This window comes from Priestia sp. USM5 (genome assembly GCF_058323215.1).
Map to the genome: position 1 here is coordinate 119,220 of NZ_JBSGKN010000004.1, position 17,089 is coordinate 136,308.

The following is a 17,089-nucleotide window of genomic DNA, read 5'->3' on the forward strand; positions in this document are numbered from 1 at the left end:
TAGCTTTTCCCTAGCTAAACTCTTTTTTATCCTTAGAAAAGAAAGAACTGTAGTTAAAATAGAAAATTTCAGTACCTTAATCAAATTATCTTCAAACTTTCTCCACAATTTCATGTTTTAAATAGAAGAAGGATTCTCAGCAAGAGATAAGGAGTGTAGTGATGAAAAATATTTTAATTGTTGAAGATGAGGAGTACATGTTAAATTTACTCAAAATACATCTTTCAGATGAATATAATATAACCGAAGCAAAAGATGGGAAAATTGCTCTAGATTATATAGAAAATCAAGTTTTTGACCTTGTGGTTCTAGATATTATGTTACCTCATGTAGACGGTTGGACAGTATGTGAAAGAATACTTAAAAAGGGAGATACCCCTATTATTATGTTAACAGCCAGAAGTGAACTTTATGATAAAGTGAAAGGACTAGAGCTGGGTGCAGATGATTACCTAATAAAACCATTCGAATTTGAAGAATTGAAGGCAAGGATAAAGGCTTTACTTCGGAGATATGATCATATTCAAAAAAGAGACGAGAGTAATAATCAGATTAAACTTTTAAATGGGCGTTTTCTAATAGACAATGAAAGTAGACAACTAACTGTTAACAACCAATTAGTGGAATTAACAGCTAAAGAGTTTTCTTTAGTTGCTTTGCTTGCTTCTCAACCTCAAAGAGTATTTACCAGAGAGATTTTACTGGACAATATTTGGGAAATGTATGAATCACGTGATTTACGTACGGTAGATACACATGTTAAAAATATTCGTATTAAACTTAAGAAAGTGGAAAAAGAAATAAACTTTATAAAAACTGTATGGGGAATAGGTTATAAATTAAACATCCAAGAGGACCTCCAATGAACTTCAAGAGTGTTATATGGAAACTTGGATTAACAATTATGATTTTATTTTTGATTGTATTGTTACCATTCGGGTTTTCTACGTATCGTATATTTTCAGGTGTATACTCTACTCAAGTACATGAGAATGTAAATGAGCTGTCATTAAATTTATCTAAAACCTCTGAGACCCCTAATGAAAATCAAGCAACTTTTTATGAATATCTAAGTACTATTACAGAAAAAGATATTATATTAGTGGACAAAGATGGAAAAGTTTTATCAAACAACGACTTATCTGCGTTTAAGAAAGGAAAGAATATACCAAAGGAATTATACCTACGCTTGAGAGAAAGCAAACATTTTGAAAGGGGCTATACTGATCCCAAAACCAAAGAATATTTCTTTACAGTAGGACGTCCTATCTTAGAAAATGGAAAGTTTGAGGGGGGGATATTAGTCTTTTCCTCAATTGATGAAATTCATCGTTCGCTTCATAACGTCAGAAACTGGATTTTAATTACGATAGTTGGCTCTATCTTTTTAGCTCTAGGCTATACATTGTTTGTTTCAAAAAAACTTTCTAGTCCATTAATTAAGATGGAAAGAGCAACAAGGGCAATTGCTCGAGGGAACTTAGAGACAAAGGTCAATATTACATCTAAGGATGAAATAGGATCTCTAGCCCAAGCAATCAATGATCTAAGTATTGAACTTAATAATTATAGAAAGAATAGAAGTGAGTTCTTAGCAAATATTTCTCATGAATTGAGGACACCAACCTCTTATTTAAAAGGTTATGCTGAACTTTTAACGAAGCATCAGTACAAAAATAAAGAGGAGCTAGAAACCTACTCTAGTATTATTGAAAGTGAATCTGAACGTCTTGCTAAACTTGTCCAAGATTTGTTTGAGCTTTCAAAAATGGAGGAAGGACGTTTAGAATTATATTTTCAATCTGTTGATGTAGAAGAAATCATTCAACAATCCATAAAGAAAGTCATGCTAAAAGCAAAAGAGAAGAATTTAGATCTTAGTTATGATATTGGGGGGGAGCTTCCCTTACTCTTTTCAGATGGATCACGTATAGAGCAAGTGTTATTTAACTTATTAGAAAACGCTGTGAACTATACAGAAAAAGGAAGTATTTATCTAAGTGCATGGCTAGAGAAAGATTATATTTGTGTATTGATTCAAGATACAGGTGTAGGAATACCCGAAGATGAACTTCCATTTATATTTGATCGCTTTCATCGAGTGGAGAAATCAAGGTCAAGAAAAATGGGAGGCACTGGATTAGGATTATCTATTGTGTCAGAAATTATAAAATTGTTACAAGGAAATATTGAGGTACAGAGTAAAAGTCAAAATGGTACTTCCTTCCTTGTGAGACTACCATTGGACTCTACAGAGGAGAAGAGCAATGATGAAATTTAACAGTTATATTGCTCCTATCATTTTCATTCTTGTGGGACTAACTTGCACGGGATATTCTATAGCTTCTGCTTCTAATTTTCACGTTCATTCTAATCCGTATATATGGCTTAAAGAATTTTATCCTCATGTAGCTTTATTGATAGTTATTATTATCTATCTCTTATATATAGTGTTATCAAAGAGAAAGAAACAATTGAAGAATAGGAATAAAGAAAAATAAAACCAATGGCCTTGTAAGCCATTGGTTTTATTTTAGTTGAAGGCTATTCCTTTTTGTTTAGTTGGATAGTAAAAGTCAAAATCATACTCTTGCTCAACAAAAACTTGATACCATAATAGAAATATTAGTATCGTCCATATCTTCCTGCTGTTATCAAACTTGCCTAATGCATGTTGTTCAATAAGGTCCATCACAGCATCCTTTTTGATTAGATGCTCTGTATCGCTATTCGTCACTAAATCTGTAGCCCAATCATAAAGCTCATTCTTTAACCAATGGCGAATAGGAACAGGAAAGCCTAGTTTCCGGCGTGTAAGAACGTGATCAGGAACAATACCTTCAGCTGCCTTACGTAAAATATACTTAGTTGTGTTATTAGCAATCTTTAGATTCGTAGGAATTTTGTTTGCAACTTCAAAAACCTTATTATCTAGAAATGGTACACGTAACTCTAATGAATGCGCCATAGTCATCTTATCAGCTTTTAGTAAGATGTCACCTCTTAACCAAGTATGAAAGTCTATAAACTGCATTTTGCTCACATCATCATAATCGTGGGCTTTAGAATAATATGGTGATGTAATATCTGTGAACTCAATATATTCCTTGTATGATGACATAAGTGTTGACTTTTCAAGCTCTGTAAAAATTTTAGCATTACCAATATAACGTTGTCGAAGTGGCGTCGTTCCACGCTCCAACAAACTTTTACCCCTTACACCTTGTGGAATTATATTACTTATTTGATTCAAGACATCGTGAAGTCCTGAAGGAATATGTTTAAAGAACCTTAAAGAATGAGGTTCTCTATAGATATTATAGCCTCCAAATAGCTCATCCGCACCTTCACCAGAAAGAACAACTTTTACATGTTTTCTTGCTTCACGTGCTAAAAAGTATAAAGGAACAGCTGCTGGATCCGCGAGAGGATCATCTAAATGCCATACAATCTTTGGGAGTTCATGAACAAATTCATCCGGCGTTATTGTATATTGAATATTTTCTACACCCAATTTATCTGCTGTCTCTCTTGCTATATCCATTTCACTATACCCATCTGTTTCGAATCCTACAGAAAAAGTTTTTAAATTAGGGTGAAACTCTTTGGCAATAGATGCAATTAAACTGGAGTCTATTCCCCCAGAGAGGAAGGAACCTACTGGAACATCACTTCTCATATGCATTTTCACAGAATCAATCATAGCTTCTCTTATTTCTTTAACAAATTCATCCTCTGTTTTATTTTTTGGAGAAAAATAAGCTTCACAATATTGTTGAATCTTCATGGACTGATTTAACTTCTTTGTAAAATAATGCCCAGGTTGCAGCTTTTTAATATCAACATCCATCGTTTCAGGTTCAGGAACATATTGGTAACTAAGATAATGTTGAAGAGAAGTTTGAGAAATAATAGGCATTGTTTTGGTCTCTAAAAGACTCTTTTTTTCTGAGCCGAAAAATAATTTATCATCCCTTTCAAGATAATAAAAAGGTTTTATTCCAAATGGATCCCTTGCTCCAAACAAAACTTGTTCACGCTTGTCCCAAATTACAAATGAAAACATTCCTCTTAGTTGCTTTAGAGCATTCTCTTTTTCATCTTTATATAAAGCTAATAATACTTCGGTATCTGAAGAAGTTTGAAACTCATATCCTTTTTTAGTTAAGCTTTCTCTAATTTCTACATAGTTGTATATTTCACCATTAAATACAATCCAGTAATTTTCATCATCATAAGAAAGAGGCTGATTACCATTTTCTAAGTCAATAATACTTAATCGACTAAATCCCAAATATACATACTCATCTTGATAATAACCTTGACTGTCAGGGCCCCGGTGATAAATCATTGAATTTAATTGCTTTATATCTACGTTATGTGAAATCTTTTTAAATGATGGAGAAGAGTTTAATACATATCCAACATATCCACACATTTTGCTCACCTGCTTATATTAAATTTCCTAAAAGGTGGTATCTTGGAACTTACCACTCTAAATGAAATTTAACAATTAAATTTGTAGAATGTATGGAGGAACAAAAAAATTTTTATGCTTTTGGAAATTAATCATAATAGAAAAGGTCTGATAATAAACATACTGTTTGTTAAATTGGTTTTTAACTAATAAGGAAGTACACACCAGATCTAGTTAGTATTTCTTATATTTAAAATTCTCGACAATTTTTCACACTTTTCAATTAAGATTAATAAGGAGTCTATTCAAAAAAGGAGATGGGAGCAATGAGAAAACTAACGTATATGCTAGCTATAACTACGACGTTGTTAAGCGCATGTTCATCAGGAGAAGAAGGCAAAGAAAAAGCATTTCTAACTCCTTTAAAAGATGAGAAGATTGATCATATTCATGGAGCTGGATATCCAGGGAATGATGAAGGTTTATACATAGCGACTCATCATGGAGTGAAAATTTATCGTAATGGAAAGTGGTATGAGACAATTGAAAATAATCATGATTATATGGGATTCCAAGCTACTAAAGAGGGATTCTATTCAAGTGGTCATCCTGAAGAAGGATCAAATCTTAAAAACCCTTTAGGATTAGTGAAAAGTACAGATAAGGGAGAAAAATTAAAAAAAGTAGCTTTTTACGGAGAAAGTGACTTTCATTATTTAGCTACAGGCTATAACAGTCCAGCCATTTATGTGGTCAATTCTCAGCCTAATTCCAAAATTGGACAAGGTCTTTACTTCTCAGAGGACAAAGGTGAAACATGGAATTTAAGTCAGTTAAATGGAATGCCCCAGACTCCTGCCAATAGTATAGCTGCTCATCCAGAAGAAGTTGGAACTATAGGGATTGCTACACAGCAAGGACTTTATCTTTCAAAAGATAAAGGTAATAATTTTAAATTATTTTCACAGGTCCAAAATGTAACAGCTTTATCTATCAATAAAGAGAGTGTTATATATTCTACTCTTAGTAACCAAAAAAGCGCGTTAATTAGTAAACCTCTTAACGGTAAAGAAGCAGAAGAAGAAATAGCTATTCCTTCATTAGATAAAGATGATACTATTCTCTTTATTAATGTTAATCCTTTTAACCCATCAAAAATGTCTTTTATAACAAAGGGAAACGATATCTATCTCACAGAAAATGGCGGAAGAAAGTGGAATAAAACCCTTGAGGATGGAAAGATGACAAAATCCTGATTCTTTTTCTGTTTTATTTTTTATGTAAAATGGGGGCGTTCTAAATTGTACAATATTCTTACGAAAGTTAGCCAGTTATTTAGCGAACCATTTCGCAATATGGCATATACAGCAGAATCATTCCCAGTATTGTTTGCACTTTTTTTGGGAATTGTAGGTGCTATAGCCCCGTGTCAATTTACAAGTAATATTAGTGCATTTGTACTTTATGCAAATGAATCATTAAAAAGAAAAAGAGAAGTTTGGAAAGACCTTTTATTATATGTTTTAGGAAAGATACTAGCATTTTCTTTATTAGGCTTATTCACCTGGTGGATAGGCCAGGAATTTCAACGTAATTTAACGCTTTATTTTCCATATGCAAGAAAGTTTATAGGTCCACTCTACCTTATAATAGGTTTCTATTTATTAGGCTTATTTAAGCTAAAGGGGAACTTTAATTTATCCCCTATCTTTAAAAAGAAAAATAGTTTATTAAGTTCTTTTCTTTTAGGATTTAGTACCTCGCTTGCTTTTTGTCCTACTATGTTTGTAATTTTTTTCGTTACACTAATGCCAACTGTATTAAATGTTAACTATGGAGCTATTTTACCAACAATTTTTGCTATAGGAACAGCTATTCCATTTTTAATAGGAATTTCTCTTATCTTCTATCTGAATCTAAATTCTATAGTTTATAAAAAAGGACGTAAAATAGGATATGTAATTCAGAGAATAGCTGGAGTTTTTTTATTAATCATAGGTGTTCTAGACATTATAACTTATTGGTAAAAATTCTAGCAATCAGATACACAGACTAAAAAGAAGTTTGTACACATATACATGTATAAACTTCTTTTTAGGTTGGGGTGAAATTAGTGACAATATCGTTTTATATCATGATTATAGTTGTTATCTTATTAGGTGCATATACCTCTTTTCTAGGCATTAAGAATAAAGATACCATAGAGAAAATGGCAAGTATGACTGTCGGAATGAGTATAGGTATGATAGCTAGTCTGTTGATAGGCGTGCTACTAGGTGTAATATTAAAGGGAAACTTATTTATTTCTACTATCTTAAGTATGGGAATAAGCGTAGTACTTATTTATATGATCGCAGGAACTTTTGGGATATTGGCTATACTAGAAAGTTTTTTGTCTGCAATTATGGGTGGAATGATGGGAGCTATGCTCGGAGATATGGTAGATACTCAATATGCAGATCCATTAATTAAAATTATGTTTACACTATATGTCTTTGTCATTAGCGTTATCATATGTTATGTTTTTCATCATAAGTCAAGAATAACACGTTATCTCCGAAATCCCTTGATGTATGCAGGGATTATGGCTAGTTTTTTTATTTTATTTCACCAACTGGGTCCAGTAGTTAAGGTTCCAACAATTAATTCAAATAATATTCATCAATTGCATCAGACAGAGAGTAGTAATAATTTAGAGCTTAGTAAAAACAATTCTGCTTCAATGCTTATATCGAGTGAAGAATACAACTATACTCCCCGTAACTTATCTATCAAAAAAGGACAGACTGTCACTATAAAGTTGGAGAATAAAGGAAAAATTGAACATGATTTAGAGTTTAAACGTTCGCAAGGCATTAAAATACAAAATGGAACTACTCATCAACATGAAGGTAATAATGCTCTACATTTACATGCAATTCCAGGGAAAGCAAGCGAGATAACCGTTACATTTACCCAAGAGGGAATTTATAATTTCTATTGTACATTACCAAGCCATGAGCAATTAGGTATGAATGGCACCATAACAGTGGGTTCCTAAGTCAACTAGTATAAAAATATTGCCTTATAACTTCTTTTATTTAAATAGATTATAAGGTTTATACTTGCAGACTGTTATAATGATTCTTTATTTTTTGTAATTATATGTAAAACTCCACATTTCCTCCATACTTTTGTAAACTACTCTTAATCATCAAATAATGTCGAATAATGGTATGATAACAATAGTTTAAGAGGAAGATTATTCAGGAGGTCCCATATAAATGAAAAAATTGGTAGCAACTATGACAGTCGCAAGCGCTTTGTTTGCAAGTCCTATTATTAGTAATGCAGCTTTTGGTGATCAAACACTAAAAAGTGGAATGAAAAATAATGACGTAAAACAGTTACAACAGGTATTAAAACAGAAAGGTTATTTTAAAAATAGTACAACAACAACTTATTTTGGATCTATTACAAAACAATCTGTTGTTAACTTTCAAAAAGCAAATAGATTATCAGCAGATGGAATTGTTGGACCAACTACATTTAAGGCGTTAAACGTAGCTAGTAGTAATCAAGGTTCCAATACAGCTACTGCGGGCACTAAAGTATTAAAGCAAGGAATGACAAGTTCCGATGTTCAAAAATTACAACAAATCTTAAAACAAAAAGGTTATTTTAAAAATAGCACAACAACAACTTATTTTGGATCCATTACAAAGCAAGCTGTTGTTAACTTTCAAAAAGCAAATAGATTATCAGCAGATGGAATTGTTGGACCGGCTACATGGAAGGCGCTGGGAAATTCTAGTTCGGTAACTACCCCATCTAAACCTGTTCAACCAAGTAATACTTCTACATCTAGTGCTTCAAAATTAATTAACACAGGAAAAAAATACATAGGCGTAAAATATGTTTGGGGTGGAACTACTCCAAGTGGATTTGATTGTAGTGGATTCCTAGATTATGTATATAAAGAGGCGCTTGGCATTAAATTACCACGTACAGTGGCGGATATTTACAAGGTTGGTGTATCTGTTAAATCTCCAAGTGTAGGAGACCTTGTTTTCTTTGAAACATACAAGCCAGGTCCATCACATGCTGGTATCTATCTCGGTAATGGTCAATTTTTACAAGCTGGTTCATCAACGGGTGTGACAATTAGTTCAATGAGTAATAGCTATTGGTCAAAGAGATATCTAGGAGCAAAGAAAATTAATTATTAATTTAAAAGGAGCCTATAGCTCCTTTTTTTATTAAAAAGCTATAGGATAACAGCCTAGTTAAAAATTCAATTTTATGTGCTAAATTTAAAGATAAGAAAACTAGATCCTACTGAGGACAACAGATGTAGGTGGTACGGTAAGAGATATGTAGTAACTTGAGAGCTCGACATTTTAGTCGAGCTCTTTAACAATCATAAAATAGCCTCTACCAATTGATAAGGTAAAGAAAAATATAAGAAGAGTAATTCATCCTTCAAGCAGGAAATTTGATAAAAAATCCTGGCTTTTCTTGATTATCGGATATTTTTTATACATATTCTAAATATAAAAAATTTATAACAGGAGATTCAATTAATGCAATCATATTTGGAGTCCCTATTATCTACCTATCCTCAAATAGCAGTTATTTTAAGTGTTCTTATAAGTATTGTTGTAAGCATATTAGGCTTTATTCCTAGCACATTTGTGACAGCCATTAATTTGAAAATTTTTGGTTTGTGGGAAGGTACAATTATATCTTTTTTAGGAGAAGTAATAGGAGCAATTATTTCTTTTGTGCTATATAGGAAAGGATTTAATCGAATTGTTGAACAAAAAGTTTCTAAATATCCTAAAGTACAACAATTACTACATGTTACGGGAAAAGAAGCTTTTCTGATGGTTTTTTCCCTGCGGTTAATGCCCTTTGTACCTTCTAGTATTGTTACTTTCCTTTCTGCTGTAGGGAAAATGTCACCTTTTCATTTCTTTATGGCAAGTACTCTTGGGAAAATTCCTGCTCTTGCTATTGAGGTATATTCTACGTATCAGATTGTCACTTGGACAAAGCAAGGTAAATTTCTTTTGTTGTGTATATCCATTTTTCTTCTTGTGTATGGGTGGAGGAAGTGGAAATCTATTTCTAAATAGAGGGCAAAACCTTATTAGTTTCATGAAATTAAAAAACAAACCAACCTATAAGGCTAATACCCTATAGATTGGTTTGTTTTATTGTAACTTTCATTTGTTCCTATATTTTTGAACAATTAATCTCAATTGGTATGACTGTTAGTGCTTTAATTATTGAAGAAGGTACTCAATAGTTTCCTTATCAGAACTAGTAGGTATTTCATATAATTCTTGATAAGTCTCTACACCTTTTCCTGTGATAATAACCCAATCCCCTTTAGAAGCATAAGTCCACGCAAATTTGATTGCTAAAGTTCGATCAGGTATTACTATTCCTTTTTCTTGTACGTTTAATTTTCGAAGGGTGGTTTCCATTTCTTCAGCAGAGACATCATTCAAATCATCAAAAGTTAGGATACTTAAATCACTAAGCTCATTAGAAATGTTATTCATTGCTTGACGTTTGTTCTCATCTCTATTCCCTCTAAATCCAAAAACATGATAAATTCGTTTTGCACCAGAATCTCTTGCTGTCTTTAGACAATGATAAAAAGCGTCAGGTGTATGTGCATAGTCAATAACAAAAGTAGCTTGTTCTGGAGCTTGAATAATTTCGAATCTCCCTGGAACACCTCTCAATGTCTCTAATGAACGAATAATTCTATTTTCTTCAATACCTAGTTCTTTAGCTGTCAAAAATGCCATTGCAGCATTATATATATTATGAGAACCTAACATTTTTAATTTTAATTCATAGCTCTTGTTTCTTTGGTTTAACAATGTAGAAGAATCTTCTTTATTTTTCTCAAAAATAATTTGTAGATCATGATTGCTTCCCTCGCCCATTGTAACAATATTCGAAACGTTCCCCTTTAGTTTATCAATTAGTTTTTCTCCCCAACTGTTATAGGCATTTACAATTGCACTACCATTTAATTTTAATTTATTAAATAGGCTAGCTTTAACAGAGAAATACTCTTCCATATCTTTATGGTAATCAAGATGTTCCTCATCTAAATTCGTAAATAGACAATAATCAAATTTTATTCCTTCAACCCGAAACTGTGATAAACCATGTGAAGAAACTTCCATAATAATAACGTCATCTTTACTTATATAAAGTTGTCTTTGTAGCTCGAGAGCATTTAAGGTTGTATGTTTAGAAGAAGAAACTTGTCCATTTACAACGTTAAAAACAGAACCAAATAAAGAACAAGACAAACCTGCTTCTTCTAGGATATGTTTTAGCATAAAAGAGGTTGTTGTTTTTCCATTCGTACCAGTAATACCGATAAGTTTTTGTGTTCTAAATGGATGTTTATAGAAGTTACCAGCAATTTTAGCAAGTGCCAATCGACTGTTGGCTACTTTAATATAAGGAACTGTTAAGTCACTTATCTCTTTTTCTCCAACAATAGCAATAGCTCCTGATTTTATTGCATTATCTATAAAATCATGACCGTCTTGCTGATAACCTGAGATAGCAACAAATAAATCATTTTGGTTTACTCTAGTTGAATCAACAGATATACCTTGGATTTCTATATTACTTAATAGCTCTTTATTTATAATGCCTTCTAATAATGAATTTAATTTCAATTTTCCTCTCACTCCTAAGATGAAATTTTTTTAAGCACGTCTATAAAACATCTCTAGATGCTTTATTTTCGGAGAGTATTTAACTTGTTAAGCTATATCGTAATACTTATTTTTGAAGAATCTGTGGAGAATTAACAATCAGTGCTTTTCTGTTCATTCTTCCCAATTACTAAAGAAGAAAGAAGCACCTTCAAAATCTTTTTATTTTCAAAACATTTATTGAACTACATAAATTCTCCAAATTCCCCTGTTATATTGGTTAATAACAATAAAATCAAAGTATTCATAATCTGGTTAGAGAATAGCTAATGTCTTTCTTCTTTTCATCTCTTTTCTCCAGAATTCTTGTGCTTAACGAGAGCATTCGATATAAATTTCATAAAAGAAGGTAATATGATGAATAAAAAGGAAAAAGCGAAGTTTTCTTTTAAGATGAATATCTTATATATTGTCGTTTTTTTATTATTCACAACCTTAATAATTCGTTTATTTTTTGTGCAAATTGTAAACGGTGAAGTTTATCAAAGAGAGATAGGAAAAACAGAAACTAGGGAAACTCCCGTTCCTCGACAACATGTCGATGACCGTGATAATCAATGATTGTTGGTAACAATACTTCAAATTCAATCTTAAATACTCGCCCTATAGAAATAACACAGGAAAAGAGCATCACGTAGAAAAAAACTTGTTACATTAAATAACATTAAATTAAATTTTTTCATGCATTTATTTTAGAGAATCATATTAAGGTGGTTTTAAGAATGGGGAATAGGTTTGGTTATATTCGCATATTTAAAAAGGAAAAAAATCTTGATACACAAATAGAGACCTTAAAATTATATGTAATTGATGAAAAGAATATATACAGTGATAAAGCTAGAGTTAGACATATAGAACGTGAAGGATTTCAAAATTTGCTTAGAGTTATTAGAAAAGGTGACACTTTGTATCTTAACTCTGTAGATCATTTAGGGCGTACAAAACAACAAATAGGGGGTTACTTAAAGCAACTTGATGAAAGAGGCGTCAGAGTCAAAATTATAGACTTATCTAGTGCTATAAAAAGTTCAGTAGAGAATGAAGAAAAAGTTTTAGAGATAATAAATAGCGTTATTATTAAGATATACACTCTAATAGCACAACAGCAAAAAGAAACGATGAAACAACGTCAATTAGAAGGTATTGCTGCTGCTAAAGCAAAAGGGATACACGTAGGAAGGCCTGTCTTAGAACTGCCTAATGAATGGGATGAGATATACAAAGAATGGAAAGGTGGTAAGGTAAAAACTAAGACATTTATAGATAAAATGAATATGAAAAAATCTACTTTTTATAAAAAAGTGAAAGAATATGAGAATAGATGAAGAAGCGAAAATAAGGTGTTAACCCCAATAGAAAAAAAGAAACCGCATTTCTGCATTAAATGCGGCTGTTTTCCAAATTACTGGATTGTATATTTATGCCAAACTGTGACAAAAAGCTTTTTGCCGGCTTAACGTTAATTTACCTTATGTTGGATACGTCCGACGGCCCTGGATGAGTGCTTTGTCTACTGCTTCAGCACATTATGTTGCTCCTGCTGTTTGCGCCACCCATACCGGGTCATTCCCCTTGGTTTGTACATCGACAATACCACGATCACGAGTAACACAAGTAAGCCGACCACGGGATGGAACAGTTCACTTGATAGCTCGCCGAGATCCGTTGAATCTGTCTTTGCTACGCCAACCAGGGAGCTCACTAATCGATCGTCATCAGCAACCAAGATCGTTTTCTCCATTTTCTTCACCAGCTTTATCATTTTTTTCATATGCCTTTACAGTAACAAAAAAATTTCTCTTGTGTCTCACTTTATTAGTCAATGGAACTTTATCACTTTATAACCATTTAAATCACCTTTTGAGCTTTATGTATGGGTATTAGTAAAAATGAGTAATTTATGCATAATAATGTTATTTATTGTTTTTTAACCAATCTCCATAAAAAGGTCTTTTGCCTAGTTCAACAGCAAACGGTTAGTTATTATAAAAACTAAAATAAACGAAATATAGAATAAAGAATTATAAAGTTAAAAAAAATGATTTATCAAATGCATGATAAATCATTTAAATAGAGCAGATAATATTGCTATTCCACTGATTGTTATAAACCATATTATAAGAAATAGCCAGCTAGGAATTTTCTTTTTAGACTTAGAGTTGTTATTACAACATCCCATATAAGCCCTCCTGTATAAAGAAGTAATGTCACTTTCTGCTAAAACTTATTTTGAATAAATAGAACCCTAAATATAATTACCAACTTTAAGGTGGATCAAGCAATTGTTGCATATAGGGTAATTTTTTATTACATTAATCTAGACTAATTTAAGTCAGTGTAAACAGTTCTGTACCTAAATTCTACGCAATTTAGTAAGTCGAAATACCAGAAGACATTAAAATAAATAATTCCTCTTAAACAGTTACTGATTAGCCCTAAAAATGACTGGGTTTAAATCGAAAGAATTGATTACTTATTTCAGCTACAGGTTCACAGGTTTAACTGCAACAGTCATTGTGACTATCGGGTTAGAAATTCTGAGATGCTTCATTACTTTCTAATAAATTTCTTCTTTTATAGTTAAGTTTATAATTTAAATATCCCAAAATTCTAAGTGCTAGTCCTACAATACCCAAGAAAATCAATTCTTGATTTGTAAAAGAAAATTTATAAAGAACAGTTAACACTAATAGAAACAACATGGTAATTAGAATGTTGAAAATCCAATACTTTCTCATTTCTGAAACCTCCATCCTTTATTTTCTTGAACTGCTTTAATTATTTTTGTCCGTATCTTAAACTCCTAGATTAATAATAGCATGTGTTCTAATAACTGTCGGAGGCATTTTTATTAGTTAATTTATGGATATTTATTTTACAAATTAACACAATATGATTTTCAACCTGATGCATTTACTTATTTAATATAAATAAAAAAAGGTTCACCTACAAAAGGGTGAACTTTCAAAGAAGACATCTATAAGTAATAGCTAACTTGTTACTTATTATTATAAGTTTAACACTTTATAGTGGAAAATAATCAAAGTTACATAAAAATTTAAAGCTATTTAACTGTTATTGTTTGAACCATGTCGTTATGACCAGTCCCACATACAATACTGCATTCTATTGTATATTCTCCTGCCTTATCGGGTGTCCATGTAACTTTTTTTGTTTCTCCAGCTGCAACTTGCTCGTTTATATTGGTGCCTTTAATTGAAAAACCGTGAACACCTTCTTTTCCTTCAATAGAAAAGGTAACTGGTTCACCTACTTTAAAAGCAGTTTTAGATAATTGCCACTCCCAATTTAATGCAATTACATTAACTTCGTTACTTGAACTTTCATTTGAAGAAGAATTAGATGTTGAAGAATCTTTCATGTCCATATTAGAGTGTTTCATACCCTCCATATTTTCCTGTTTTTCTGCATTGTCTGTATCGTTTGATTTTCCACAAGCACTAAGGATGAGTATTAGTGCAACTAAACAAAACAATCTCTTTCGTTTTTGCATTATAGGATACCTCCTTAATAATATTTTACCTCTATTACACTATAAAGCACTCTCTTTCCCTGTTTCTTAAACTTGAATACAAGAAAATATGTAACAATAGATGATATAACCCTTTTACTTGTAATTTTATTCTTGGATAGTGAAAAAATAGTGAAAGAATAGTGAAAGAATAAATTTAATTATAAAGAAAATGCACTTATCATCCAGCAGTTAACATTCATTGAAACTTTATTGTAAGTGTAATCAGCGACTGTAAAATACTCAATAACAGCGATTCCAAATTCCCCAATAATAACAGATAATCGTTTCAAGACAACATCATGGATGGAGTGGAGAAACGGTGCTGAAGATTGGGGAGTTTTTTATGATTAGAGAATTGTTTCAAAAAGGTTGGACGAAAACAGCTATTGCAGAAGCAACGGGTTTCGATCGCAAAACAGTCAGTAAATACCTAAAAGATAACCAGTTACCTAAGCGTAAAGGAAGTAAACAGAAAAAAGAAAGCAAATTAACCCCTTACAAACCGTACATACTTGGACGGCTTAAAGAGGGTACCACTAATTGCGTAGTCTTATTAGAAGAAATACAAGCAATGGGTTATGAAGGTCAGCTCACAATCTTAAGAGATTTTGTTCGTCCTCTTCGCCAACAACCAAAGAAACAGGCAACCTTACGGTTTGAAACGCCACCTGGAAAGCAAGCTCAAATGGACTGGGCGTATGTCGGGAAGTACTTAGTAAATGATGTGCTGCAAGATGTATATGGATTTATCATGATTTTGGGTTATTCCCGGATGAAATATGTAGAATTCACAACGAATATGAACCTAGAAACTTTAATGAAATGCCATATGAATGCTTTCTCTTATTTTAATGGGATACCAGACCAAATCCTTTACGATAACATGAAAACAGTGGTGATCAAGCACAGCCCAGTGGAAGTTCGTTTTAATCGGAAATTCGAAGATTTCTTGGCTTACTATGGAATTGTGCCAAAGGCCTGCCGTCCAAGGAGGCCTCAAACAAAAGGGAAAGTAGAAAGAACGGTAAAGTATTTAAAAGATAACTTTTTTCAAAGAAAACATGAACCAACACTGAATGCGTTAAACGAGGATATAAAAGAATGGTTAAATCAGGTGGCTAATAAAAAGGAAAATCAGACAACAAATGAAGCACCCTTTAAGAGGTTTGAGCAGGAACAGAAGTTCCTGAAGGCCTGGGGGGAAAAACCTTTATTTCCTACTTCCCATTGGGAGCATAGAGAGGTTAGTCGAGATTGTTTTATATCATACGGGGGAAAACAATACTCCGTTCCTTATCGTTATGTTGGACAGACCGTTAAAGTAAAGGAAACATTAAATCATCATATAGAAATATACGATGAACATGAATGTATAGCAAAACATCCTATTCTTACTGGAAACGCAACGACACATATCCGGATGGAACATTATCAAGGTTTACAGAAGACAGAGATGGGTCAGAAAGAGAAACACATTGAAGGTTTGGCGACCGATGTTTCTCAATCACAAGACCCATCCCCTAAAGTAGAGAAACGTCCTCTCGCTGCTTACGCAGCATTAGAAGAAGGTGAACATGTATGATGAATGAGCTCTTAATTGACCGGCTAAGGAAGCTTGGTTGGCACCATACAGCTAACCAACTAGATAGTGTATTAGAAGACGTATCTAAAGATAATGTATCATATTCTGAATTTCTTCACACCATCGTTTTACAGGAAATAGAGAAGCAAGAGTCGGGACAATTGGAAAAACGAATGAAACAGGCAAAACTCCCTTATAACAAAACGATTCACGACTTTGATTTTACATTTCAACCAAGTCTTAGTGAGAAACAAGTAAAAGAGACACTTACGTGCCGATTTATCTCGAATGGAGAAAATCGAATTTTACTTGGTCCACCTGGTGTAGGGAAAACGCATTTAGCTATTTCTTTCGCGGTAGAGGCCATTACCAAAGGATATACAGCTCTCTTCTTAACCTCAGATGACTTAGTAGAACAATGCCGAAAGGCAAATGAGAAAGGTACCCTCCATCGGCTTGTCAATCGATGGAGCCGGCCAGATATTTTAATTATAGATGAAGTAGGATATTTTCCATTTGACGAACTCACAGCAAATGTTTTCTTTCAAGTTGTATCTAAACGGTATGAGAAAGGAGCAATGGTTTTAACATCAAATAAATCCTATCTTGATTGGGGAAACGTCTTTGGAGATGAAGTGTTGGCAACAGCTGTATTAGATCGGCTTCTTCATCATGCGATTACATTTAATATAAAGGGAGATTCATATCGTCTACGCGAAAAGAAAAAGGCAGGAATTTATCCTGCCAAGTTGACTACTTAACCGTTTATAACGGGGAATTTGTTTTCGCTGATATTGGGTAAATTTAAAACGTTGTTGACA

General features: G+C 32.6%; 16 protein-coding genes. 11 read left to right on the plus strand and 5 right to left on the minus strand.

Features of this window, described 5'->3' with window-relative positions:
• The first annotated feature begins 161 nt into the window (after positions 1-161).
• Both ACWATA_RS26780 and ACWATA_RS26785 read left to right on the plus strand, forming a co-directional pair.
• A complete protein-coding gene (locus ACWATA_RS26780) occupies positions 162-866 on the plus strand; it encodes a response regulator transcription factor (RefSeq protein ID WP_221815837.1) in 705 nt (234 codons plus the stop codon).
• Positions 863-2,281 carry a sensor histidine kinase gene (locus tag ACWATA_RS26785; RefSeq protein ID WP_473050400.1) on the plus strand — a complete coding sequence of 473 codons (1,419 nt, stop codon included), beginning with the start codon at positions 863-865 and terminating at the stop codon, positions 2,279-2,281. The genes ACWATA_RS26780 and ACWATA_RS26785 overlap by 4 nt, the downstream gene beginning before the upstream one ends.
• A 252-nt stretch (positions 2,282-2,533) precedes the next feature.
• Here ACWATA_RS26785 and asnB read toward each other — a convergent pair whose 3' ends face one another.
• Positions 2,534-4,438, minus strand: a complete 1,905-nt coding sequence (gene asnB, locus ACWATA_RS26790; protein ID WP_062687454.1) for an asparagine synthase (glutamine-hydrolyzing) — start codon at positions 4,436-4,438, stop codon at positions 2,534-2,536.
• A 305-nt stretch (positions 4,439-4,743) separates the two neighbouring features.
• Here asnB and ACWATA_RS26795 point away from each other — a divergent pair, with 305 nt between their 5' ends.
• The 5 genes from ACWATA_RS26795 to ACWATA_RS26815 all read left to right on the plus strand — a co-directional run bounded on the left by ACWATA_RS26795 (position 4,744) and on the right by ACWATA_RS26815 (position 9,534).
• Entirely contained in the window at positions 4,744-5,673 is a 930-nt protein-coding gene (locus tag ACWATA_RS26795) for a F510_1955 family glycosylhydrolase (protein ID WP_062687455.1), read from the plus strand.
• Between the two features lie 45 nt (positions 5,674-5,718).
• On the plus strand, positions 5,719-6,444 hold the full coding sequence (locus ACWATA_RS26800) for a cytochrome c biogenesis CcdA family protein (RefSeq protein ID WP_062687456.1): 726 nt from the start codon (positions 5,719-5,721) through the stop codon (positions 6,442-6,444).
• 86 nt (positions 6,445-6,530) lie between these two features.
• Complete coding sequence (locus ACWATA_RS26805) at positions 6,531-7,457, plus strand: plastocyanin/azurin family copper-binding protein (protein ID WP_094913003.1); 927 nt, start codon at positions 6,531-6,533, stop codon at positions 7,455-7,457.
• A gap of 223 nt (positions 7,458-7,680) precedes the next feature.
• On the plus strand, positions 7,681-8,625 hold the full coding sequence (locus tag ACWATA_RS26810) for a C40 family peptidase (protein ID WP_473050401.1): 945 nt from the start codon (positions 7,681-7,683) through the stop codon (positions 8,623-8,625).
• 354 nt (positions 8,626-8,979) lie between these two features.
• Positions 8,980-9,534 (plus strand): TVP38/TMEM64 family protein, encoded by a 555-nt coding sequence (locus ACWATA_RS26815; RefSeq protein WP_094913004.1) that lies wholly within the window; start codon positions 8,980-8,982, stop codon positions 9,532-9,534.
• 150 nt (positions 9,535-9,684) lie between these two features.
• Here the strand turns inward: ACWATA_RS26815 and ACWATA_RS26820 are convergent, their stop codons facing one another.
• Positions 9,685-11,112, minus strand: coding sequence for a UDP-N-acetylmuramoyl-L-alanyl-D-glutamate--2,6-diaminopimelate ligase (locus tag ACWATA_RS26820; protein WP_473050402.1), 1,428 nt, complete (start codon positions 11,110-11,112; stop codon positions 9,685-9,687).
• 396 nt (positions 11,113-11,508) lie between these two features.
• Between ACWATA_RS26820 and ACWATA_RS26825 the strand changes: the two genes are divergently transcribed.
• Both ACWATA_RS26825 and ACWATA_RS26830 read left to right on the plus strand, forming a co-directional pair.
• Positions 11,509-11,712 (plus strand): hypothetical protein, encoded by a 204-nt coding sequence (locus tag ACWATA_RS26825; protein WP_221815845.1) that lies wholly within the window; start codon positions 11,509-11,511, stop codon positions 11,710-11,712.
• A 161-nt stretch (positions 11,713-11,873) separates the two neighbouring features.
• The gene (locus tag ACWATA_RS26830; RefSeq protein ID WP_473050403.1) at positions 11,874-12,476 is read left to right on the plus strand and encodes a recombinase family protein; all 603 of its coding nucleotides are present in this window, start codon (positions 11,874-11,876) and stop codon (positions 12,474-12,476) included.
• Positions 12,477-12,661: 185 nt separating this feature from the next.
• Here the strand turns inward: ACWATA_RS26830 and ACWATA_RS26835 are convergent, their stop codons facing one another.
• The 3 genes from ACWATA_RS26835 to ACWATA_RS26845 form a co-directional block, all read right to left on the minus strand.
• Positions 12,662-12,892: a hypothetical protein gene (locus ACWATA_RS26835; protein WP_221815847.1), complete on the minus strand. Its 231-nt coding sequence runs from the start codon at positions 12,890-12,892 to the stop codon at positions 12,662-12,664.
• A gap of 787 nt (positions 12,893-13,679) precedes the next feature.
• Positions 13,680-13,889 carry a hypothetical protein gene (locus tag ACWATA_RS26840; protein ID WP_473050404.1) on the minus strand — a complete coding sequence of 70 codons (210 nt, stop codon included), beginning with the start codon at positions 13,887-13,889 and terminating at the stop codon, positions 13,680-13,682.
• 326 nt (positions 13,890-14,215) lie between these two features.
• Complete coding sequence (locus ACWATA_RS26845) at positions 14,216-14,665, minus strand: cupredoxin domain-containing protein (RefSeq protein WP_473050405.1); 450 nt, start codon at positions 14,663-14,665, stop codon at positions 14,216-14,218.
• A 340-nt stretch (positions 14,666-15,005) separates the two neighbouring features.
• Here ACWATA_RS26845 and istA point away from each other — a divergent pair, with 340 nt between their 5' ends.
• Positions 15,006-16,268: an IS21 family transposase gene (gene istA, locus ACWATA_RS26850; protein ID WP_080967575.1), complete on the plus strand. Its 1,263-nt coding sequence runs from the start codon at positions 15,006-15,008 to the stop codon at positions 16,266-16,268.
• Positions 16,265-17,029, plus strand: coding sequence for an IS21-like element helper ATPase IstB (gene istB, locus ACWATA_RS26855; protein WP_047932902.1), 765 nt, complete (start codon positions 16,265-16,267; stop codon positions 17,027-17,029). Before istA ends, istB begins: the two co-directional genes overlap by 4 nt.
• The last annotated feature ends 60 nt before the right edge of the window (positions 17,030-17,089 follow it).